We start from the raw sequence: 20306 nt of genomic DNA, 5'->3' as shown, positions 1-20306 counted from the left end.
ACGCTGGCGCTTTGCCGGCATGGCACTCCTGCCCATCGGCGGATGGCTTGTAGGACTTGACCTGAAAATAAGGTAGGAAACTTCAGTAGCGCATGTAGGAATTAGTACCAGCCCTGTCGGCAGCTCGTTTGCGACAGGGCTGGCGTGTGCTTAAAGCCTGAAACGGCCAACCAGGTTCTGCAGGTGTGTGCCCAGCCGCGCAAGCTCGACACTGGAGCTGGCCGTCTCCTCACTCGCCGCCGAAGTCTGGTCGGAGATATCCCGCACATTGATCACGCTGCGGTTGATCTCCTCGGCGGTCGCACTCTGCTGTTCGGCGGCCGTGGCGATCTGCTGGTTCATCGCCTGGATCGACGACACGGTTCGGGTGATGGTCTCCAGCGAAGTGCCGGCGCGGCGGGTCAGCTCGACGCTGCTGTCGGTGAGCTGGCGGCTGGCGTCCATCACGCTGGCCACTCGCTGCGTTCCGCTTTGCAAACCGGCAATCAGCTCTTCGATCTCTTCGGTGGACTGCTGGGTACGCTGCGCCAGGCTGCGCACTTCGTCGGCGACCACGGCAAAGCCACGGCCGGCCTCACCGGCCCGCGCCGCTTCGATGGCCGCATTGAGGGCCAGCAGGTTGGTTTGCTGGGCCACCGACTTGATCACATCCAGCACGCTGCCGATCTTGTCGCTTTCGGCCTTGAGCTGGTTCATCGCCTCGCTGGAGTTGACCACTTCACCGGCCAGGCGCTCGATTTGCGCCACCGCTTCGCTGACAACCCGATCACCTTCACGCGCCTGCTGATCCGCCATGAGGGCCGCCTCCGAGGCTTGCTCAGCATTGCGTGCCACTTCATGCACGGTGGCCGCCATTTCGTTCATGGCAGTGGCCACCTGGTCGGTTTCGACCTTTTGGTTGTTGACCCCGGCGCTGGTCTGCTCGGTTACCGCCGAAAGCTCTTCGGCGGCGCTGGCTATCTGCGTGACACCGTCACCGATACCACCGATCAGTTCGCGCAGGCCTTGGGTCATGCGCTGCATGCTGGCCTGCAACTGCCCCAGCTCGTCGCGGCGGTTTGCCAGAAGGTCCTGGCGCAGGTCGCCGTTGGCCACGCGCTCGGCGGCGGCCAGTGTCTGGCGCAGCGGGACGATGATCTGCCGAGTGATGGCCCAGGCCGCGAGCAGGCCCAGTACCAACGCCAGTGCCGTGGCAGAGGCAAGCAAGGTTTTTGCCTTGCGCGAGCCTGCATCGCGGACTTCGGTCTGTGAAACCGTCATCTTCTGGCTGTTATCCATCAGCACGGTGCCTTGATCAGTCATCACCTGCAGGGCCTGATCACTGGCCGATTGCGCGCTACCGAACTGGTTGACCGCATCGCGGTAAGCGGCGAGGGCCGACATCGAGTCATCGAGGCTGGCGGCATATTCGGCGGGCAGCTTGGCCGGTAGCGCCTTGAGGTTGGTCATGGCCTGGTCGATGGCGTTGAGCGCAGTCTGCTGGTAGTTCGCTTCGCCACTGTAGGTGTAGCCGCGCACCTGGAAGCGTGCTTGCTGTAGCAGGGCACTGACCTCTACCGTGCTCTGGTAGGGCGTGATATCGCCGGCTTGCAGCAGGCGCTCTTGCACCCTGCTGATAAGCTCGGCTGCCTTGTCGGCACTGTCACCCAGTGCGCTTCGGCTGGCTTCGCGTCGTTGCCCGGCCTGCTTGAGGTCGGCGAAAGCTTGCTGATATTTGCGCACCGCCTCCTGCTGTTGCTGCAGGCGCTGATGATCGACGGGTTGCTCGATCTGGCCGAGCATGAGGCTGATCTGGCGGTCGAGGCCAGCGAGGGCTTTTTCCAGTTCGCCGATCGCCGCTTCGTTGCGATCGCGCTGGTAATGCTGACGCGCGATGCGCAGTTCCTGGGTGCCCTGGCTGATGACCGAGATATTGCCCAGCTTGTCACCACGGTCGATGATGCTGTTCATGCCTTGCCAGCCAGTGAAGGTGATGGCCAGAGTCAGTAACAGTACCAGGCCAAAGCCCAGCCCCAGTTTGCGATTGACGCTCACATTTCCCAGCGTTTCGGTAACCCATCGGAACATGTTCGACTCCCCGGTAAACTTGGCAGCACGGATTATTGTTGTGTTGCCTAGGCATCGGCCTGCGCCGGGGAAACTTGATGGGAAAATCCTGACCCGTTTGTCAGAAAATCCTTGAAAGCAAGGCTGTTACGGCGGTTTCCACACGCAGGATGCGGTCACCCAACTGCACTGGCGCGAGCCCTGCTTTGCCCAGCAACTCGACTTCGTAGGGGATCCAGCCGCCCTCGGGGCCAATGGCCAGTGTCACCGGGCCTTCGACGGCGCGCGGGCACGCGGGGTAGGGGCCGGGGTGGCCAACCAGGCCCAGGGTGCCGTCGGCGATGGCAGGCAGGCGGTCTTCGACGAACGGTTTGAAGCGTTTTTCGATGACCACCTCGGGCAGCACCGTGTCGCGGGCCTGTTCCAGGCCCAGTATCAGGTTGTCGCGGATGCTCTCGGGGTTGAGGAACGGCGTCTGCCAGAAGCTTTTTTCGACCTTGTAGCTGTTGACCAGGATCAACCGCTGTACGCCCAGTGTGGCGACGGTCTGGAACAGCCTGCGCAGCATTTTTGGCCGCGGCACGGCCAGCACCAGGGTCAGCGGCAGCTTGGCCGGCGGCGGCTGGTCGAAGCCGACTTCAAGCTCGGCTTCGTGCTGTGCCAGACGTACCACGGTGGCGGTGCCCATCAGGCCATTGATGCGGCCCACGCGCAGGCTGTCGCCCACCACCACGCGGTGAATCTCCTGCATATGGGTGAAGCGCCGATCGGCAAGGACGACGCGGTCGGCCGACACGAAGTCGGCCTCTTCAAGAAGCAACAGATTCACGGCTGGGTCGCTGGTGGCTGGTCGTTGGGGTCGTTTGCCGTGTCATCTTCAGCGTGGCTGCGCTTGCGGATCAGGCTGCCACACAGCACGCCGATCTCGAACAGCAGCCACATGGGCACGGCGAGCAAGGTCTGCGAGAAGATGTCGGGCGGGGTCAGGATCATGCCGACCACGAAGCAGCCGATGATCACGTAGGGGCGGATTTTCTTCAGGTATTGCACGTCTACCACGCCGATCCACACCAGCAGCACCACCGCTACCGGGATCTCGAAGGCAACACCGAAGGCGAAGAACAGCGTCATGACGAAGTCCAGATAACTGGAAATGTCGGTCATCATCGACACGCCTTCCGGCGTGGCGCTGGCGAAGAAGCCGAAGATCAGCGGGAACACCAGGAAGTAGGCGAAGGCCATGCCGGCATAGAACAGGAAGATGCTCGACACCAGCAGCGGAATGGCGATGCGCTTTTCGTGGCGATACAGGCCAGGCGCGATAAAACCCCAGATCTGCTGCAGGATGAACGGGATCGCCAGGAACAGCGAAACGATCATGGTCAGCTTGAACGGCGTCAGGAACGGCGAGGCCACGTCGGTGGCGATCATCGTGGCGTTGGCCGGCAGGTGTTCGCGCAGTGGCGCCGAGACCAGGGTGTAGATCTGCTGGGCGAAGGAGAACAGCCCGGCAAAAATCAGGAAGATGGCAGCCACGCAGCGCAGCAGGCGGGTGCGCAGTTCGGTCAGGTGCGAGACCAGCGGCATGGGCTGGTCGTCTTGCGGTTTTTCGCTCATGGGGCTCGCGGCGGTTGAGGCTGTTCGGGCTGCTCAGGCGCAGGCGCCGGCGCTACCGGTGCCGATGTTGGCGTGGCGGCGGGCTGCTCGGTGGCCACAGCGGCGGGTGGCTGGGCAGGCGGCGTCAGCGGGTTGAGGATGCGCTTGGCTTCCTGTTCCATTTGCAGGATGTGCTCGTTGTGCAACTGTCGGCGGATGTCATCGGCACCGATTTCGCGCTCGACTTCCATCTTGATCGAATTGAAGCTGCGCTTGAGCCGGCCGATCCACAGCCCTGCAGTGCGCGCGGCGCCGGGCAGGCGCTCGGGGCCGAGCACCAGCAGCGCGACGAGGCCGACGAGCAGTAACTCGCTGAAACTCATGCCGAACATGGTTCAGTCTTTCCGCTGCGGCTCTTGGACCGGTTGCGCCTGGCCCTCGATGGTGTGGCCCTGTGGCTGTTGTGCGGTGTTCTGCACCGGCGGTACCGGCTGGGCAGGCGGTGGGGTCTGCTCGGCGGGTTTGCTTTCTTCTTCGTTCATGGCTTTGCGGAAGCCCTTGATCGATTCGCCAAGGTCACTGCCGAAGTTCTTCAGCTTCTTGGTGCCGAACACCAGGACGACGACGACCAGCAGGACGATCCAGTGTTTCCAGTCAAAAATACCCATGGTGCTCTCCTAGAATGCTATTTGGTCAGGCCGAGGGCTCGCGAGCGGCCTTTTCATCGTGCCCGGACAGGCCGAAGCGGCGTTCCAGTTCATCGAGCACGGCTTGTGGGTGCTGGCCCAGTGCACTGAGCATGACCAGGCTATGAAACCACAGGTCGGCGGTTTCATAGATGACATCACTGCAATCCTTGCTGACCTCTGCGTCCTTGGCAGCAATGATGGTCTCTACGGACTCTTCGCCGAGCTTTTCGAGGATCTTGTTCAGGCCCTTGTGGTACAGGCTGGCCACGTAGGAGCTGTCGGGGGCCGCGTGCTTGCGTTCTTCGAGCACTTCGGCCAGGCGGTTGAGGGTGTCGCTCATGTCAGTGTCCTGCGTTGTAGATGGCATGCGGGTCTTTCAACACCGGATCGACGGTTTTCCACTGGCCGTCTTCGAAGACGCGGTAGAAGCAGCTTTCACGGCCGGTATGGCAGGCGATATGGCCCAGTTGCTCGACCATCAGGATGATCACGTCGGCATCACAGTCCAGGCGCATTTCGTGCAGCTTCTGCACATGCCCCGATTCCTCGCCCTTGCGCCACAGCTTGCCACGCGAGCGCGACCAGTAGATGGCGCGTTGCTCGGCGGCAGTGAGGGCCAGCGATTCGCGGTTCATCCAGGCCATCATCAGCACGCGTCCGGTCTTGTGGTCCTGGGCGATCGCCGGTACCAGGCCGTCGCTGCTCCACTTGATCTCGTCCAGCCACTCTTTCATCGTCGACTCCAAAACCGGGCCCGCTCCTGTACCGGGCCCTTTGCGCTAGTGTGCCAGCCAGCAGCGCGGCTGGCTATTGGCGCACGATCAGGTAAAGGCCTGCGGCCAGCATCAGCCAAGCCGGCCAGGCGGCCGGGGCGGCGAGGCTGGCGGCCTCGGCGGCGCCGGCGGCCAGCACCGCACCGCCACCCAGCAGGCCGGCACCGAGCAGGCGCAGTGCCCAGCGGTCGCCCTGGCGGCGCCGCTCCGGCAGTTGCGGGTCGTGCAGGTGCGGCTGGGAAAGACGTTCGAGCAGGTCGCGGGTCATGCCGGCCAGGTGCGGCAGCTGTTCGGCCTGGCTGTACAGGTTGCCGAACATGGCCTTGGGGCTGTAACGCTCGCGCATCCAGCGTTCCAGGAACGGTTTGGCGGTACTCCACAGGTCAAGGTCGGGGTACAGCTGGCGGCCCAGGCCCTCGATGTTGAGCAGGGTCTTCTGCAGCAGCACCAACTGCGGCTGGACTTCCATGTTGAAGCGCCGGGCAGTCTGGAACAGGCGCATCAGCACTTGGCCGAAGGAAATGTCCTTGAGCGGTTTTTCGAAGATCGGCTCGCACACGGTACGGATGGCCGCTTCGAATTCATTGACCTTGGTGTGCGCCGGTACCCACCCCGAGTCGATGTGCAGCTCGGCGACACGGCGGTAGTCGCGCTTGAAGAAGGCGATCAGGTTGCGTGCCAGGTAGTCCTGGTCTTCGGCGGTGAGGCTGCCGACGATGCCGCAGTCGATGGCGATGTATTGCGGGCTCCACGGCTTGACCGTGCTGACGAAGATATTGCCGGGGTGCATGTCGGCATGGAAGAAACTGTGGCGGAACACCTGGGTGAAAAACACCTCCACACCGCGCTCGGCCAGCAGTTTCATGTCGGTGCGCTGGTCGGCCAGGGTGGCCATGTCGGTCACCGGCACGCCGTAGATGCGCTCCATCACCAGCACCTTGGGGCGGCACAGGTCCCAGTAGACCTGGGGCACGTACATCAGCTCCGAGCCTTCGAAGTTGCGCCGCAGCTGGCTGGCGTTGGCCGCCTCGCGGAGCAGGTCGAGTTCGTCGTAGATGGTTTTTTCGTAGTCGCCGACGATTTCCACCGGGTGCAGGCGGCGGGCATCGGCTGAAGCCCGCTCGGCGCCTTTTGCGATCAGGAACAGCCAGGCAAGGTCCTGGGCGATCACTGGCTTGAGGCCCGGGCGTACTACCTTGACCACCACTTCCTCGCCGGTCTTCAGGCGCGCGGCATGCACCTGGGCCACCGAGGCCGAGGCCAGCGGCTCGACGTCGAAGCGGCTGAACACCTCACCCACCTTGGCGCCAAGCTGGCTTTCGATCAGCGCCACGGCCTGTTTCGGGTCGAACGGCGGTACGCGGTCCTGCAGCAGCATCAGCTCGTCGGCGATGTCGGTGGGCAGCAGGTCGCGGCGGGTGGACAGCAACTGGCCGAATTTGATGAAGATCGGCCCCAGGTCCTGAAGCGCCAGGCGCAGGCGGGCTCCCCGGCTGAGTTCGGAGGGTGTGCGAGGCAACCAGCGCCATGGCATCAGCAGGCGCAGGCTGCGCAGCCACCACGGCAGCGGCAGGTCGAAGAGCAGGTCATCGAGGCGGTAGCGGATCACCACGCGCTGGATGCGAAAGAGACGACGGACGGCGAGCAGCTTCATGCGTTATCGCTGGTATCAAGGGATCGGGAGAGGCGCTGCAGGCGCGCCTCGAGGCGTTCTAGATCGACCTTCAGGGTATCGAGCTCGCTGAAGGCGGCTTCGGCTTCGCGCTTGCCTACCAGGGTGCGCGACTCTTCGGCCAGGTACTCGGACAGGTTCTGGCTGAAGCGTGCCAGGCCTTGGCGGGTCCAGCGTGCACGCAGGCGCACGTGGCCGGCGAGCAGCGAGGTGGCGACCGGGCCGAGCCAGCGTTGCAGTTCGTGTTCCCAGTCCAGCTCCAGGTCTTGCAACACACCGAACAGGTCGAGCAGCACGGCACTGTCGCCATGCAGCTCGACCTGAGGGCTATGCAGCACGGCCGTCTTGTCCTTGGCCACGGCCAGTTGCAGCAGGCTCCCGGCTGGCGCGCGCAGGCTGCAGTCGACCTCGCCTTGCCAGTGGGCGGCAAGCATCAGGCCCTCTTCATCGGGCAGGATGAACACTTGCAGGGCCGGCTGGCGACAATCGATTTCGATGACCTTGCCTTCCAGCGCGCCCAGCCGCGGCAATGCCGTGCTGTCCATGCGCAGGACGCGGTTCAGGCCATGTTCGACGCTGGCGAGCAGCCCTGCCAGCAACATCAGGGCTTGATTCCCCGGTGCACGGCGACGATGCCGCTGGTCATGTTGTGGTAGGTGACCCGGTCGAAACCGGCATCGACCATCATGGCCTTGAGGGTTTCCTGGTCGGGGTGCATGCGGATCGATTCGGCGAGGTAGCGGTAGCTCTCGGAGTCATTGGTGATCAGCTTGCCGGCCAGGGGCATGAAGGCGAACGAGTAGGCGTCGTAGGCCTTGGACATCAGCTTGTTGGTCGGCTTGGAGAACTCCAGGATCAACAGGCGCCCGCCCGGCTTGAGCACGCGCAGCATCGAGCGGATGGCTTCGTCCTTGTGGGTGACGTTGCGCAGGCCGAAGGCGATGGTCACGCAGTCGAAGTGGTTGTCCGGGAATGGCAGTTTCTCGGCATCGGCCTGGACGAATTCGATGTTGCCGGCAACGCCACGGTCGAGCAGGCGGTCGCGGCCGACCTTGAGCATCGAGTCGTTGATGTCGGCGAGCACCACTTGGCCGGTAGGGCCGACCAGGCGCGAGAACTTGGCTGCCAGATCACCCGTGCCGCCGGCGATGTCCAGCACCCGATTGCCGCTACGCACACCTGACAGCTCGATGGTGAAGCGCTTCCACAGGCGGTGCATGCCGCCGGAAAGCACGTCGTTCATCAGGTCGTACTTGGCAGCCACCGAGTGGAACACTTCGGCGACTTTCTTCGCCTTCTGGCTCTCGGGCACATCCTGGTAACCGAAATGGGTGGTGGGTTCGGCGTGTTCGCCTTTGCGCTGGTCGTTCATATCGCTTCACCGGAAAAAATTATCGCCATTCTAGGGCGAACGGGCGCATTTGTCTTGGCGGGGTGTACCGTGCGGCAGGGGCGGGCATAATGCCGATTATGTCTTCATATCCAGGAACACCCGCATGACCCAGATCAGCGTCGAACGCAAACACTCCCTCGGTCGCGAGGCCGCCCGTGCCAAGGCCCAAGCGCTGGTGGACAAACTGAGCCAGGAATACGACCTCAAGGCCACCTGGAACGGTGACCGTGTGGACGTCGCCCGCAGCGGCGCCAACGGCAGCGTACATATTGGCGAGGACAGCATCCGTGTCGAATTGAAGTTGGGCATGATGCTGTCGATGATGAGCGGCACCATCAAGAGTGAGATCGAGCGGGCGCTGGACAAGGCTCTGGTCTGAAAGCTGCAGCTGCTCTTAGGGTGAAGATTCTAATTTCACTCATTACCTTATGCTCAAGCCCAGCCTCCATGGGCGGTTTCTCCCTCCACTCATGAGCATGAGGTATAGAGCATGGCCAAAGTGAATGTGAAGAAAAAGGATGACGCCCAAAGCACGCTGGGCGAGGTGCGCGGCTACGCGCGCAAGATCTGGCTGGCAGGCATCGGCGCTTACGCCCGTGTTGGCCAGGAGGGTTCGGACTACTTTCAGGAGCTGGTAAAAGCCGGTGAAGGGGTCGAGAAACGTGGCAAGAAGCGCATCGACAAAGAACTCGATGCCGCCAACACCCAGATCGACGAAGCGAGCGAAGAAGTCAGCCGCGTACGTGGCAAGGTCGAAGTTCAACTCGACAAGATCGAGAAGGCTTTCGACGCGCGGGTCGGTCGCGCCTTGAATCGCCTCGGCATTCCGTCTAAACATGACGTTGAGGCGTTGTCCATCAAGCTTGAACAGCTGCATGAGCTGCTTGAGCGCGTCGCGCACAAACCATAAGGAGAGCAGGATGGCTGGCAAGAAGAATTCCGACAAAGACGGCAGCTCCTGGGTCGGCGGGGTCGAGAAGTACTCCCGCAAGATCTGGCTGGCAGGGCTGGGTATCTATTCGAAGATCGACCAGGACGGCCCGAAGCTGTTCGACTCGCTGGTGAAAGATGGCGAGAAGGCCGAGAAGCAGGCGAAGAAAACCGCCGAGGATGTCGCCGATAACGCCAAGGCCTCGACCACTTCGCGTGTGTCCGGCGTGAAAGATCGCGCACTGGGCAAGTGGAGCGAGCTCGAAGAAGCCTTCGACAAACGCCTGAACAGCGCCATTTCGCGCCTCGGTGTGCCAAGCCGGAACGAGATCAAGGCCCTGCACCAGCAGGTCGATAGCCTGACCAAGCAGATCGAGAAGCTGACCGGCGCCTCGGTCACACCGGTCTCCTCGCGCGCTGCTGCAGCCAAACCGGCAGCCAGCAAGACTGCGGCCAAACCGCTGGCCAAGGCAGCAGCGAAGCCTGCGGCGAAAACCGCGGCGGCAAAACCTGCGGCCAAGACTGCTGCGGCCAAGCCAGCAGCGAAACCTGCAGCCAAGCCGGTTGCCGCCAAGCCTGCAGCCAAACCCGCTGCGGCGAAGAAGCCCGCCGTGAAAAAAGCGCCGGCCAAACCCGCCGCCGCCAAACCGGCAGCCCCAGCGGCCAGCGCCACACCGGCCGCTACCGCAGCGCCGTCGCCAAGCGCGGCACCGGCCAGCAGCGCGCCGTCGGCACCGGTGAGCGCTGAAGCCTGACACCGGGTTGCCCTCATCGTCGGCAAGCCGGCTCCCACAGGTACCCCGCTGGTTTCAATGCCAGCAGGGTAGGTGTGGGGCCGGCTTGCCGGCGATGGGGCCAGCTCCAGCACCTTGTAAGCTATCTACCCCTCCAGATACCGCACCGCCAACTGCTCCGCCGCCTCCCGCGCAGGCGCCTGCAGATGCGGCGCCACCAGCATCATCACCTGGTACACCACGATCCCTACATCCCCCTCGCGCCCCAGTACCCGCTGGTAATCCAGCGAAAACATGAGCGTCAGGGTGATCTGCTCCACCAGTTGCCCCAGTGCCTGCGTCTCACTGACCACCTGGCCCTGGCCCTTGAGGCTGGCCAGCAATGCCGCCAGTGTGCGCTTGAGCGCATTGATCAGGCTGCGCATGCCCCGCGCCAGCTTGGGCAGGCGACCGGTCAGGTTCGACAGGTCCTGGAACAGGAAGCGGTACTGGGCCATGCGTTCGACAATCAGGTGCAGAAACAGCCAGTAGTCCTCGGCATCCAGGCGCACTTCCAGCGGCGGGTCCAGCAGCGGCACAAGCGCTTCTTCGAAGCGCTCGAACAGGCCGATTATCAAAGGCTCTTTGCCGTGGAAGTGGTAATACAGGTTGCCAGGGCTGATCCCTAGCTCGTTGGCAATCTCAAGGGTCGAAACGTTGGGCTCGCCCTGCTGGTTGAACAGCTGCAGGGCGCATTCGAGAATACGGTCGCGGGTCTTCATCCAGTCGTTGTGCTCATCGGGTCAGGACATAGGTGCCTGGCGCGGGGCCCAGCGGTGGGTAGGTTGCGTTGCCCAGCTCCACCCGCGGCGCCTTGAGCGGGCCGGAACGTGGGGTTATCCATTCCAGCCACAGGGGCCACCAGCTGCCGTCGTTGCGCTTGGCATCGTGGAACCAGGCCCGCGGGTCGCTCGATAGCCTGGGGTTGTCCAGGTAGTAGGCCTTGGGGTTTCCGGGCGGGTTGATGATGCTCTGGATGTGCCCGCTGTTGGCCAGCACGAACCGTCGCTCGCCGCCCAACAGCAGGGCCGAACGGTACACGGCATCCCATGGGGTGATGTGGTCATTGCTGCCGGCCACGGTAAAGCTGTCGAGGTTGACCTGCTTGAGGTCGATGGGCGTGCCGCAGACTTCCAGCCCGGCGGGGTGGGTGAGCGGGTTGAGCTTGAAGAAGTCCAGCAGTTCGCCATGCAGGGCAGCGGGCAGTCGCGTGCTGTCGGCGTTCCAGTAGAGAATGTCGAAAGCAGGGGGCGTTTTGCCCAGCAGGTAATTGTTGACCCAGTAGTTCCAGATCAGGTCGTTGGGCCGCATCCAGGCGAAGATCCGCGCCACTTCGCTGCCATCCAGTACCCCGCGCTGGTAAGAGCGGCGCTTGGCCGCTTCGATGGTCTGCTCGTCGGCGAACAGGCTGGCGGGGCTGTCAAACTTGCTGTCGAGCAAGCTGACCAGGTAGGTGGCGCTGCGCACCCGGCGCAGTTGGTGCTTGGCTTGCAGGTGGCCCTGCAGCGCGGCCATGGTCAGGCCGCCGGCGCAGGCCCCCATCAGGTTGGGGTCGCGGTTGCCGCTGATGCTGCGGCAGGCGTTGAGCGCCTCTTCAAGTGCCTCAACGTAGCTGGACAGGCCCCATTCGCGGTGGCGCGGGTCGGGGTTGCGCCAGCTGACCATGAACACCTGCAAACCGTTCTTGAGCATGTACTGGACGAAGCTGTTGTTCGCCTGCATGTCGAAGATATAGAACTTGTTGATCTGGGGCGGCACCACCAGCAAGGGCCGAGCGTGCTGTTTTTCACTCATCGGCTTGTACTGGATCAGCTCCAGCATCTCGTTGCGAAACACCACAGCGCCCGGGGTGGCGGCCAGGTTGCCGCCCACCTCGAAGGCGCGCTCGTCCACCTGGCGCGGCAGGCCGTCGTTGTGGCGCAGGTCATCGAGCAGGTGGGCCACGCCGCGCACCAGGCTCTGCCCGCCGGTATTGAGCAGTTCCTTGACCGCCAACGGATTGAGCAACGAGTTGCTCGGTGCCAGGGCGTCGTTGATCTGGTTGAACAGGAAATGCGCGCGGGCCCGGTCATCGTCGTCCAGGTGGCTTTCATCGATCCACAGGCGGGTCTGCTTCTGCCAGGCCAGATAGGCCTGCAGGCCACGGCGGTAAAACGGGTTCTGGCTCCATGTAGGATCGCTGAAGCGCGCGTCCCGCGGGCTTGGCGAATAGGGTGTGTCGCCGAGCATCACGCGCCCCAGCTGGCCGCTCAGGGCGAGCAGGTGGCGTGCGGTATGCAACGGGTTGAGCAAGCCATGGCGGCCAACATTGCGCAGCGTGGAAATCAGGTCGCGGCCGCGCAGGCCGACGATCGCGTTCTGTGCGTTCATGCTCATGGCGGGGAGCGTTGTCGTTCCTTTGGCCGGTTTGTCTTTCATGGCAGCACTCCTTCGTCAGGCCACGGTCGGGACAGAACAACAGCAAACAGCACCCTAGCCGCCGGAGGCCGGGCGGGGGTGCATGACCGCGCGCTGACGTTCTTGCTCGAGGAACTTCATGATGATCGGGGCGACGGCCTCAGCCCGGGTGATCAGGAACAGATGACCGTCGTCGATAATATGTAGCTGGGCATTGGGAATTCGCCAGGCCAGCAAGCGCATGTTGATCAGTGGGATCAGCGGATCGTCGTCGCCGGCCAGCACCAGGGTGGGCTGCTGGATCTTGTGCAGCCAGTGGATGCTGGTCCAGCCCAGCCCGGCGAACAACTGCCAGTAGTAGCCCAGCTTGCCGCCGGAGCGCACCTTGGAGGCATGGTGCATGGCAAGGTCAGGGTTGCGGCGAAAGGCGCCGCCATAGATCAGCGGAGCGATGCGGATCACATGTGAGGGCTGGATGTAACGCCGAGGGCTGGCCATGTTCCACAGTACTTTCGGCTTGCCCGGCACCATCACTGCACCGGCGGCGGTAGCGGCCAGCACCAATTTCTTGCAGCGTTCCGGATAGTCATGGGCGAACTGCTGGGCCAGGGCGCCGCCCCAGGACACCCCGATCACGTTGACCTGGCCGTAGTCCAGGTAGTCGAGCATGCGTGCGGTCAGCTTGGCCAGGCCGGGGAAGCGATAGGGGTGGCGGGGGGTGGAGGAGCCACCCACGCCTGGCACGTCGAAGGCAATGACTTCGAGGTCCGGGTCCAGCGCTTCGATGAACGGGAACACCAGCTCCAGGTTGGCGCCGATGCCATTGAAGATCAGCAGCGGCGTCAGGTGCGGCTTGCCTGGGCGCACGGCAGTGCGGATGGACTGGTCGTCCAGCTCGACGGTCCGGAATATGTAGTGTGACGACATGCGCATGACTCTGTGGTGAATGAAGCGCCGTGGCCTGCCGGTGGGCAGCCACGGCGTTACAACTCAACGTTCGTGAACGTAAGTTCCCGGTGCGGCTTCACCTGCGGCATAGGCACGGTTGCCCAGGCGGGCCGGCGCCTTTTTCAGGTCGCCGGCGCGCTCGCTCAGCCATGCCTGCCAATACAGCCACCAGGAGTCGGCATGCTTGTCTGCGTTCTCTTGCCAGGCCAATGCGTCGCCGGGGCGGTCCGCGCCAGTCAGGAAACGCGCCTTGGGGTTGCCCGGCGGGTTGAGGATGCTCTGGATGTGGCCGCTGTTGGACAGGACAAACTCGATCTTGCCGCCAAACAGGTGCGCCGAGCGGTAGCACGACTGCCACGGGGTAATATGGTCGGCGGTGCCGGCCACACTGAAGATGTCGCACTTGACCTTTTTCAGGTCGATGGCGGTCCCGCACACTTCCAGTGCATCGGCGCGGGTCAACGGGTTGTTCTTGAACATTTCGATCAGGTCGCCGTGGAAGGCCGCCGGCAGGCGCGTGGTGTCGTTGTTCCAGAACAGGATGTCGAATACGGGCGGCTCGTTGCCGAGCAGGTAGTTGTTGACCCAGTAGTTCCAGATCAGGTCGTTGGGGCGCATCCAGGCGAACACTTTGGCCATGTCGCTGCCTTCGAGCACGCCGGCCTGGTAGGAGTGGCGCTTGGCCGACTCCAGAGTCTGCTCGTCGACGAACAATGCCACCTGGGTATCCAGGGTGGTGTCCAGCACGCTGACCAGCAGGGTCAGCGCATTCACCTTCTTCTCGCCCAGCGCGGCGTAGTGGCCAACCAGTGCGGTGCAGGTGATGCCGCCGGAGCAGGCACCGAGCATGTTCAGGTCCTTGCTGCCGGTAATCGCCAGGACCGCGTCGACCGCTTCCTTGAGTGCGTCGATGTAGGTCGACAGGCCCCACTCACGCTGGGCTTTGGTCGGGTTGCGCCAACTGATGATGAAGGTCTGCTGATGCGAGCGCAGGCAGAAGCGCGCCAAGCTTTTCTCAGGGCTCAGGTCGAAGACGTAGAACTTGTTGATCTGTGGCGGCACCACCAGCAAAGGGCGGGCGTGCACCTGCTCGGTGATTGGGCTGTACTGGATCAGCTCCAGCACGTCATTGCGGTACACCACGGCGCCTTCGCTGGTACCGAGGTTCTTGCCCACTTCAAAGGCGTCCATGTTGACCTGGCTGGGCATGCCACCGTTGTTGACCACGTCCTTGGCCAGGTTGGACAGGCCGTCGAGCAGGCTCTTGCCGCCGGTTTCGAAGAAGCGTTTGACCGCCGCCGGGTTGGACAGGGTATTGGTCGGCGCCATGGCTTCGGTCATCAGGTTGATGACGAATTGCCCGCGGCTGATGTCCTGGGGCGACAGGTCGCTGTTGCCGATCCAGTCCTGCAGCTCCTTGCGCCAGGCCAGATAGGTTTGCAGGTAGCGGCGGTACAGCGGGTTCTTGCTCCAGGCCGGGTCCTGGAAGCGACGGTCGTCGCCCTCGGGGGCCAGGCTGGACTTGCCCAGCAGCACGTTTTTCAGCTCCAGGCCGAAATGTGCCACGTGTTTGGCGCTGTGCAGCGGCTGGCGCACGGCCTGGCGCAGCACGGTACGCGCAGAGCTCAGCAGGTCCTTGCGGCGGATGCCGATGACCGGGTTCAGGCCCAGGGTGTTGTCCGAGGCTTGCCGCTGCAACTCATCGTTGTTCTTGTTACTCATCTACGACGCTCCGTTGTCCTGAGACGAGTACCGGTTTGCTGTGGCGCATGCACAGTCGACAGCCCGGTACTGCTACTCGGGTGACCAGTGATAAGGAACAGCGGTGCTGCGGGCCGGATGCAATCGGCGATGAGCTGCGGGGGAATCTGCGTGTGAAGACAGCCTGCTTTCGCTCGCGACCTCTACATACCGGCCATGCCCTGACTGCCTTCAAAGCAATGCAGGGAACTTGCCAGCTCCATTGGTTACCCGACTTTCATGTAATGCGCAAGACAGCCCTTGAATGAGCTGTCTGTAGGGCATTCAAGCAGATGAGATTAGAAAATGCGCTCTAAAGCGTGGAAGGCTTGAGCTAGAGCATCAGTTTGACCACTGTTTCGGCAGGATCGCGGGATTTGCCGGCCTTGTGCAACTCATCGAGGTACTCGGCCCAGAGTTGTTCCTGACGCAGGCACAGCTGCTCCAGGTATTCCCAGGTGAACAGCCCGCTGTCATGGCCGTCGTCGAAGGTCAGTTTCAGTGCATATTGGCCAGCGGGCTCAAGGCCGCTGAGGCCGACATTGATCTTGCCGAATTGCAGGATGGGGTTGCCGTGGCCCTGGACCTCGGCGGAGGGGGAGTGCACGCGCAGGAATTCGGCGGGCAGGTGGTAGGCCTCGTCGGGACCGTAGGTGAGGCTGAGTGTCCTGGAGGCTTTGTGCAGGTTGATGGCGGTTGGCATGCGGGCCATGGTCTGAATCTCTTCTGAGCGACAAGCTTCAAGCTTCAAGCTTCAAGCTTCAAGCTGCAAGAAGTGATATTAGAGCCACCATGGAAAGATCATGTGAGCGCAGTGCTGCAAGCGACGCCAAACAGCTTGTCGCTTGCAGCTTGCAGCTCGCCGCTTAAAGGATGTAGCGCGACAGGTCTTCGTTCTGGGCCAGCTCACCCAGATGGCCGTTCACGTACGCTGCGTCGATCTGGATCGGTGCTTCATCATGTGCACTGGCCAGGTCGCCGGCACTGAACGACACCTCTTCGAGCAGGCGCTCGAGCAGGGTGTGCAGGCGGCGGGCACCGATGTTCTCGGTCTTCTCGTTGACCTGGAAGGCGATCTCGGCCAGGCGCTTGATACCGTCTGCCTTGAACTCGATGTTCAGGCCTTCGGTCTTGAGCAGCTCGCGGTACTGCTCGGTCAGCGAAGCGTGCGGCTCTTGCAGGATGCGCTCGAAGTCTTCCGGGGTCAGCGCCTTGAGCTCCACGCGGATCGGCAGGCGGCCTTGCAGTTCAGGGACCAGGTCGCTCGGCTTGCTCAGGTGGAACGCGCCGGAGGCGATGAACAGGATGTGGTCGGTCTTGACCATGCCCAGCTTGGTGTTGACGGTGCAGCCTTCGATCAGTGGCAGCAGGTCGCGCTGCACGCCTTCACGGGACACATCAGCGCCGCCGACGTTGCCACGCTTGGCCACCTTGTCGATTTCGTCGATGAATACGATGCCGTGCTGTTCGACCGCTTCCAGGGCCTTTGCCTTCAAGTCATCATCGTTGACCAGGCGGCTCGCTTCTTCGTCGCGAACCATCTTCAGCGCTTCTTTGACCTTGAGCTTGCGCGCCTTGCGCTTGCCCTTGCCCATGTTGGCGAACAGGCTCTGCAGCTGGTTGGTCATCTCTTCCATGCCGGGCGGCGCGGCGATTTCGACGCCAACGGCGTCGGCCACCTCGATTTCGATTTCCTTGTCGTCCAGTTGGCCTTCACGCAGGCGCTTGCGGAACAGCTGGCGGGTATTGGAGTCGCTGCTGGTCTGCGCGGCTTCCTCGCTGAAGCTGGTGACCCGGGCCTGCGGCAGCAGGGCGTCGAGAATACGGTCTTCGGCGGCATCTTCGGCGCGGTGGCGCACGCGGATGATCTCTTGCTCGCGCAGCATCTTCATCGCGGCGTCGGCCAGGTCGCGGATGATCGACTCGACATCGCGGCCAACGTAGCCCACCTCGGTGAACTTGGTCGCTTCGACCTTGAGGAATGGTGCGTTGGCCAGCTTGGCCAGGCGGCGGGCAATTTCGGTCTTGCCGACGCCGGTGGGGCCGATCATCAGAATGTTTTTAGGCGTCACCTCGGCGCGCAGCTCGGCTGGCAGCTGCATCCGCCGCCAGCGGTTGCGCAGGGCGATGGCCACGGCGCGCTTGGCGTCGTCCTGGCCGATGATGTGGCGGTTGAGTTCGTGGACGATCTCGCGGGGGGTCATGGACATGATGAAAATGGTCCTCGAGCAGAATGAGTCAGCGTGGAAAAGCCCCGTCACCGGGACGGGGCGCCAGAACAGCTGATCACTCGGCCAGGTCCTGCTCCTCGATGGTCAGGTTGTGGTTGGTGAACACGCAGATGTCTCCGGCGATGTTCAGTGCGGTTTCGGCGATTTCGCGGGCCGAGAGGTCAGTCTTGTTCAGCAGGGCGCGGGCCGCGGCCTGGGCGTAGGCGCCGCCGGAGCCCATGGCGATCAGGCCGTCTTCTGGCTCGACCACGTCACCGTTGCCGGTGATGATCAGCGATGCGTCCTTGTTGGCCACGGCCAGCATGGCCTCCAGGCGGCTCAGGGAGCGGTCGGTACGCCATTCTTTGGCCAGCTCGACGGCGGCCCGCACCAAATGGCCGGAGTGTTTCTGCAGTTGAGCTTCGAAGCGCTCGAACAGGGTGAACGCGTCGGCGGTGGCGCCGGCGAAACCGGCGATGACCTCACCGTTGTACAGGCGACGTACCTTTTTGGCGTTGCCTTTCATGACGGTGTTGCCGAGAGATACCTGGCCGTCGCCGCCCATGACGACTTTGCCGTGACGGCGGACAGAAACGATGGTGGTCAAGGGGAGAGTCTCCACGCAGCGGGGCAAAATTGCCTGATGCAGACTCATATGGGGGTTGGGGGAAGGATTTCAACCGAGGGGGATGAATGGTTGCTATCAGCCTGTGCGGGGCGCGGTTGCTGTAGGAGCGGCCTTGTGTCGCGAAAGGGCCGCAAAGCGGCCCCAAGATCCCGGAACTATTCGGAAATTCCCGGGGCTGCTTCGCACCCCTTTCGCGACACAAGGCCGCTCCTACAGCGAGCGTTGTGCTTACTCAGCCCTCGTGGCAGACGTGCCCGTCGACCACGGTGTAACGCACCGCGCCGGGCAGGCAGTGGCCGATGAACGGGCAGTTGTCGCCGCGCGAGTACCATTGTTCGCCGGCAACCGTCGAGGCCTTGGCATCGAACAGCACCAGGTCTGCCGTACCACCCAACTTCAGTTCACCCGCCGGCAGGCGCATGGCAGCCGCCGGGCCGCTGGTCAGGCGGGCGAGCAGGGTCGGCAGGTCGAGCAGGCCGTCTTCCACCAGCGTCATGGCCAATGGCAGCAGCAGTTCGACGCTGCTGATACCGGGCTCGGTGGCACCGAACGGGGCCAGCTTGGCATCGCGCTCGTGCGGCTGGTGATGGCTGGAGATCGCCTGGATCACGCCCGATCTGACCGCTTCGCGCAGGCCATCGCGGTCGGCGGCGCTACGCAGTGGCGGCTGCACGTGGTAGAGGCTTGAGAACTCCCGCAGCGACTCGTCGGTGAGGATCAGCTGGTACAACGCCACATCGGCGGTCACTGGCAGGCCGAGTTGTTGGGCCTGGGCGATCAGCCGCGCGCCACGGGCGCTGGTGATCTGGGTGAAGTGCGCACGTACGCCGGCCTGCTCGACCAGCAGCAGGTTGCGCGCCAGGGCCACGGTCTCTGCGGTTTCCGGAATGCCGGGCAGGCCGAGGAAACTGGCCATCGCGCCTTCATGGGCCAGGCCGCCCTGGGCCAGGTCGCGGTCCTGGGAGTGGAAGACCACGGTCAGGTCGAAGGTGGCAGCGTATTCCAGGGCACGGGCCAGGGTACGGTTGTTGGGGATTTCTTTCAGGCCGTTGCCGAAGGCTACGCAACCGGTGTCACGCAGGGCGACCAGTTCGGCCAGTTGCTCGCCTTCCAGGCCCTTGGTCAGGGCGCCGATGGGGTAGACCTTGCTGTTGCCGGCTTCGCGGGCGCGGTCGAGGATCAGCTCGGCCACTGCCGAGGTATCGAGCACCGGCTTGGTCTGCGGTGGGCAGCACAGGCTGGTGACGCCTCCGGCCACGGCGGCGCGGGTTTCACTGGCAATGGTGCCCTTGCGGCTGTAACCCGGCTCGCGCAGCGATACACCGAGGTCGACCAGGCCGGGTGCGGCGATCAGGCCATCTGCCTGGATTGTACGGCTGGCGCTGAAGCCAGCCGGGGCCGCGCCGATGGCGGCAATGCGGCCACCGTCCAGGTGCAGGTCGGTGACGTGGTCCAGGCCACTCTTGGGGTCGATGACCCGGGCGCCAAGAATGCTGAGGGTCACTGGGCGTTCTCCTGGTCGAGTTGACGTTGCGTGTTCTGCCCGCTCATGGCCATGGACAGCACCGCCATGCGCACGGCGATGCCGTAGGTGACCTGGTTGAGGATCACCGAATGCTTACCGTCGGCCACCGCCGACTCGATCTCCACGCCGCGGTTGATCGGCCCCGGGTGCATGACGATGGCGTCCGGCTTGGCGCCAGCAAGGCGCGCGGTGGTCAGGCCGAACAGGCGGTAGAACTCACCCTCGCTGGGCAGCAGGCCGCCGGCCATGCGTTCACGCTGCAGGCGCAGCATGATCACCACATCGACGTCCTTCAGCCCTTCTGTGAGGTCGGTGTAGACCTTCACGCCGTACTGCTCGATACCAATCGGGATCAAGGTTTTCGGGCCGATCACGCGGATGTCCGGGCAGCCCAGCGCCTTGAGCGCGAGCATGTCGGAGCGGGCCACACGCGAGTGCAGGATATCGCCGACGATCGCCACGGACAGGTTCTCGAAGCTGCCTTTGTGGCGGCGGATGGTCAGCATGTCGAGCATGCCTTGGGTCGGGTGCGCATGGCGGCCGTCACCGCCGTTGATCACCGCGACATCCGGGCATACATGCTCGGCGATGAAGTGCGCGGCACCCGAGTCGGAGTGGCGCACGACGAACATGTCGGCGGCCATGGCTTCGAGGTTGCGCAGGGTGTCGAACAGGGTTTCGCCCTTGCTGGTCGAGGAGGTCGACACATTCAGGCTGATCACGTCGGCCGACAGGCGCTGGGCGGCCAGTTCGAAGGTGGTGCGGGTGCGGGTCGAGTTCTCGAAGAACACGTTGCACACGGTCTTGCCGCGCAGCAACGGGACTTTCTTGACGGCCCGTGCGCCGACTTCGAGGAACGAGTCGGCGGTGTCGAGGATCTCGGTGAGCAGTTCGCGGGGCAAACCGTCGAGCGAGAGAAAGTGGCGCAGCTGGCCCTGATCATTGAGCTGCAGCGGGCGCTTGGCGTCGATTGGCGTCATCGCGAG

The 20306-nt window shown here is 63.5% G+C and carries 22 protein-coding genes; 3 read left to right on the top strand and 19 right to left on the bottom strand.

Going from position 1 to position 20306, the window contains the following annotated elements:
• Positions 1-150 precede the first annotated feature (150 nt).
• From IWW33_RS09015 to ubiE, 10 genes are all read right to left on the bottom strand, one after another.
• On the bottom strand, positions 151-2067 hold the full coding sequence (locus IWW33_RS09015) for a methyl-accepting chemotaxis protein (RefSeq protein ID WP_174141005.1): 1917 nt from the start codon (positions 2065-2067) through the stop codon (positions 151-153).
• Between the two features lie 100 nt (positions 2068-2167).
• Positions 2168-2875, bottom strand: coding sequence for a 16S rRNA (uracil(1498)-N(3))-methyltransferase (locus IWW33_RS09010; protein WP_115273408.1), 708 nt, complete (start codon positions 2873-2875; stop codon positions 2168-2170).
• Entirely contained in the window at positions 2872-3663 is a 792-nt protein-coding gene (gene tatC / locus IWW33_RS09005) for a twin-arginine translocase subunit TatC (protein ID WP_012312389.1), read from the bottom strand. Before tatC ends, IWW33_RS09010 begins: the two co-directional genes overlap by 4 nt.
• Positions 3660-4034, bottom strand: coding sequence for a Sec-independent protein translocase protein TatB (gene tatB, locus IWW33_RS09000; protein WP_115273409.1), 375 nt, complete (start codon positions 4032-4034; stop codon positions 3660-3662). The genes tatC and tatB overlap by 4 nt, the downstream gene beginning before the upstream one ends.
• A gap of 3 nt (positions 4035-4037) precedes the next feature.
• On the bottom strand, positions 4038-4310 hold the full coding sequence (locus tag IWW33_RS08995; RefSeq protein ID WP_012312391.1) for a twin-arginine translocase TatA/TatE family subunit: 273 nt from the start codon (positions 4308-4310) through the stop codon (positions 4038-4040).
• Between the two features lie 25 nt (positions 4311-4335).
• Positions 4336-4671 (bottom strand): phosphoribosyl-ATP diphosphatase, encoded by a 336-nt coding sequence (locus tag IWW33_RS08990; protein ID WP_046785010.1) that lies wholly within the window; start codon positions 4669-4671, stop codon positions 4336-4338.
• A 1-nt stretch (position 4672) separates the two neighbouring features.
• The gene (gene hisI, locus IWW33_RS08985) at positions 4673-5065 is read right to left on the bottom strand and encodes a phosphoribosyl-AMP cyclohydrolase (RefSeq protein WP_115273411.1); all 393 of its coding nucleotides are present in this window, start codon (positions 5063-5065) and stop codon (positions 4673-4675) included.
• Between the two features lie 73 nt (positions 5066-5138).
• Positions 5139-6758 (bottom strand): ubiquinone biosynthesis regulatory protein kinase UbiB, encoded by a 1620-nt coding sequence (gene ubiB, locus IWW33_RS08980; RefSeq protein WP_115273412.1) that lies wholly within the window; start codon positions 6756-6758, stop codon positions 5139-5141.
• Positions 6755-7378 (bottom strand): SCP2 sterol-binding domain-containing protein, encoded by a 624-nt coding sequence (locus tag IWW33_RS08975; RefSeq protein WP_046785013.1) that lies wholly within the window; start codon positions 7376-7378, stop codon positions 6755-6757. Before IWW33_RS08975 ends, ubiB begins: the two co-directional genes overlap by 4 nt.
• A complete protein-coding gene (gene ubiE / locus IWW33_RS08970; protein ID WP_012312396.1) occupies positions 7378-8148 on the bottom strand; it encodes a bifunctional demethylmenaquinone methyltransferase/2-methoxy-6-polyprenyl-1,4-benzoquinol methylase UbiE in 771 nt (256 codons plus the stop codon). The genes IWW33_RS08975 and ubiE overlap by 1 nt, the downstream gene beginning before the upstream one ends.
• Before the next feature lie 124 nt (positions 8149-8272).
• On the opposite strand from ubiE, the gene IWW33_RS08965 reads away from it, so the two are divergent.
• The 3 genes from IWW33_RS08965 to IWW33_RS08955 all read left to right on the top strand — a co-directional run bounded on the left by IWW33_RS08965 (position 8273) and on the right by IWW33_RS08955 (position 9854).
• A complete protein-coding gene (locus tag IWW33_RS08965) occupies positions 8273-8548 on the top strand; it encodes a polyhydroxyalkanoic acid system family protein (RefSeq protein ID WP_046785014.1) in 276 nt (91 codons plus the stop codon).
• 111 nt (positions 8549-8659) lie between these two features.
• Positions 8660-9079, top strand: coding sequence for a phasin family protein (locus tag IWW33_RS08960; protein ID WP_046785015.1), 420 nt, complete (start codon positions 8660-8662; stop codon positions 9077-9079).
• 10 nt (positions 9080-9089) lie between these two features.
• On the top strand, positions 9090-9854 hold the full coding sequence (locus IWW33_RS08955; RefSeq protein ID WP_115273413.1) for a phasin family protein: 765 nt from the start codon (positions 9090-9092) through the stop codon (positions 9852-9854).
• A gap of 125 nt (positions 9855-9979) precedes the next feature.
• Here IWW33_RS08955 and IWW33_RS08950 read toward each other — a convergent pair whose 3' ends face one another.
• From IWW33_RS08950 to IWW33_RS08910, 9 genes are all read right to left on the bottom strand, one after another.
• Entirely contained in the window at positions 9980-10594 is a 615-nt protein-coding gene (locus IWW33_RS08950) for a TetR/AcrR family transcriptional regulator (protein ID WP_115273414.1), read from the bottom strand.
• A gap of 13 nt (positions 10595-10607) precedes the next feature.
• Positions 10608-12290 carry a class II poly(R)-hydroxyalkanoic acid synthase gene (gene phaC / locus IWW33_RS08945; RefSeq protein WP_161871888.1) on the bottom strand — a complete coding sequence of 561 codons (1683 nt, stop codon included), beginning with the start codon at positions 12288-12290 and terminating at the stop codon, positions 10608-10610.
• A 54-nt stretch (positions 12291-12344) separates the two neighbouring features.
• Complete coding sequence (gene phaZ / locus IWW33_RS08940) at positions 12345-13196, bottom strand: poly(3-hydroxyalkanoate) depolymerase (protein ID WP_046785019.1); 852 nt, start codon at positions 13194-13196, stop codon at positions 12345-12347.
• Between the two features lie 63 nt (positions 13197-13259).
• Entirely contained in the window at positions 13260-14939 is a 1680-nt protein-coding gene (phaC, locus tag IWW33_RS08935; protein WP_046785020.1) for a class II poly(R)-hydroxyalkanoic acid synthase, read from the bottom strand.
• A gap of 352 nt (positions 14940-15291) precedes the next feature.
• Positions 15292-15669 carry a DUF971 domain-containing protein gene (locus IWW33_RS08930; RefSeq protein WP_046785021.1) on the bottom strand — a complete coding sequence of 126 codons (378 nt, stop codon included), beginning with the start codon at positions 15667-15669 and terminating at the stop codon, positions 15292-15294.
• Positions 15670-15823: 154 nt separating this feature from the next.
• Complete coding sequence (hslU, locus tag IWW33_RS08925) at positions 15824-17167, bottom strand: ATP-dependent protease ATPase subunit HslU (RefSeq protein ID WP_046785022.1); 1344 nt, start codon at positions 17165-17167, stop codon at positions 15824-15826.
• Between the two features lie 76 nt (positions 17168-17243).
• Positions 17244-17774: an ATP-dependent protease subunit HslV gene (gene hslV, locus IWW33_RS08920; RefSeq protein WP_012312406.1), complete on the bottom strand. Its 531-nt coding sequence runs from the start codon at positions 17772-17774 to the stop codon at positions 17244-17246.
• Positions 17775-18027: 253 nt separating this feature from the next.
• Entirely contained in the window at positions 18028-19299 is a 1272-nt protein-coding gene (locus IWW33_RS08915) for a dihydroorotase (RefSeq protein ID WP_174141004.1), read from the bottom strand.
• A complete protein-coding gene (locus IWW33_RS08910; RefSeq protein WP_012312408.1) occupies positions 19296-20300 on the bottom strand; it encodes an aspartate carbamoyltransferase catalytic subunit in 1005 nt (334 codons plus the stop codon). Before IWW33_RS08910 ends, IWW33_RS08915 begins: the two co-directional genes overlap by 4 nt.
• Between the last annotated feature and the right edge of the window lie 6 nt (positions 20301-20306).

It is taken from the genome of Pseudomonas sp. M2 (assembly GCF_015751845.1).
Classification (GTDB): domain Bacteria; phylum Pseudomonadota; class Gammaproteobacteria; order Pseudomonadales; family Pseudomonadaceae; genus Aquipseudomonas; species Aquipseudomonas putida_E.
The sequence above is the reverse complement of the archived record's forward strand: the minus strand, read 5'-3'. Positions and strand labels throughout refer to the sequence as shown.